Source organism: Vreelandella lionensis (assembly GCF_044543515.1).
GTDB classification, from domain to species: domain Bacteria; phylum Pseudomonadota; class Gammaproteobacteria; order Pseudomonadales; family Halomonadaceae; genus Vreelandella; species Vreelandella lionensis.
The window spans coordinates 1-1,215 of the sequence record NZ_JBITWC010000056.1; the positions used below are offsets into that span (position 1 = coordinate 1).

The 1,215-nt window shown below is 51.5% G+C and carries 1 protein-coding gene; it reads right to left on the reverse strand.

Annotated features, from left to right (window positions below; translation table 11 throughout):
* Window positions 1–18: 18 nt before the first annotated feature.
* Window positions 19–1,172 (reverse strand): IS3 family transposase gene (locus tag ACIGG6_RS18255; RefSeq protein ID WP_399846549.1). Its coding sequence is split into 2 segments (ribosomal slippage): window positions 19–929 and window positions 929–1,172, totalling 1,155 coding nucleotides; the frame shifts between segments, so codons are not numbered across the junction.
* Between the last annotated feature and the right edge of the window lie 43 nt (window positions 1,173–1,215).

Consider the following 1,215-nt stretch of genomic DNA (forward strand, 5'->3'; position numbering starts at 1 on the left):
TGAATCGCCCCGGGTATTCTAGACACCCGTTAGGCTCTTAAAGTAACGCCTTTCATACTCAACCGGTGACAAGTTATCACTTGTGCCGTGTCGGCGCTTTGGGTTGTAGAACATTTCAATGTAATTGAACACGTCGCGTCTAGCCGCTTCCCGTGTCGAATAAATCTGTCGCTTGATCCGCTCTCGCTTGAGGAGTTGAAAGAAGCTTTCAGCAACGGCGTTGTCATGACAGTTACCTCGTCGGCTCATGCTGCCCACCAGGTGATTAGCTTTCAGAAAGCTTTGCCAGTCTCCACTGCTAAACTGGCTTCCTTGATCCGAATGTACCATCACAGTTCCTTGCGGCTTGCGTCGCCAAACTGCCGACAATAAAGCATCCAGCACTAACTCCGTGGTCATACGTGACTTCATCGACCAGCCAACCACTTGACGAGAAAACAGGTCGATAACCACCGCTAAATAAAGCCAGCCTTCGTACGTTCGGATGTACGTAATATCCGTCACCCAAGCAATATTTGGCGCTGTTACTTCAAACTGACGGTCTAAATGGTTGGGTGATACGATGGCCGGTTTTCCACCGCCATAGCAGCCAGGGCGTCGTCGATAGCCGGTCTGAGAGCGTAAACCTTCCCTCCGCATCAGGCGGGCCACTCGGTGCTTACCGCAGGCTTCGCCAGCCTCACGCAAATCCTGATAGACCTTGCGATAGCCATATACACCGCCGCTTTCAAGCCACGCATGCTTGATCAATCCCAAGAGACGCTGATCATCTCGATCTCGATTAGACAGTGCTTTTTTGCACCATGCGTAGTAGCCGCTAGGGTGCACGGCCATCATGCGGCACAAGCGACGTACCGGATATTGCCCCGCATGCTTTTGAATAAACGCGTACCTCAGTCGGACTCCCTGGCGAAGTACGCGGTGGCCTTTTTTAATATATCTCGCTCTTCTGACACGCGTTTTAGTTCAGCCTTCAAACGACGATTTTCAGCTTGGAGATCATCATCTTCTTGCCGTTGTTCTAACGGCTTATCGTAGCGCTTGATCCAGTGGTACAAGCTGTGGCCTGACACGCCTAAACGCTCAGCGACCTCGGCAACTCGATGGCCACGCTCTACCACCTGCTTAACGGCTTCGATTTTGAATTCTTCAGTGTAACGGGGACGGCTCATGGATCCTCCTAGATACCTTTAGTATAAGGCCTGGAGGTGTCTA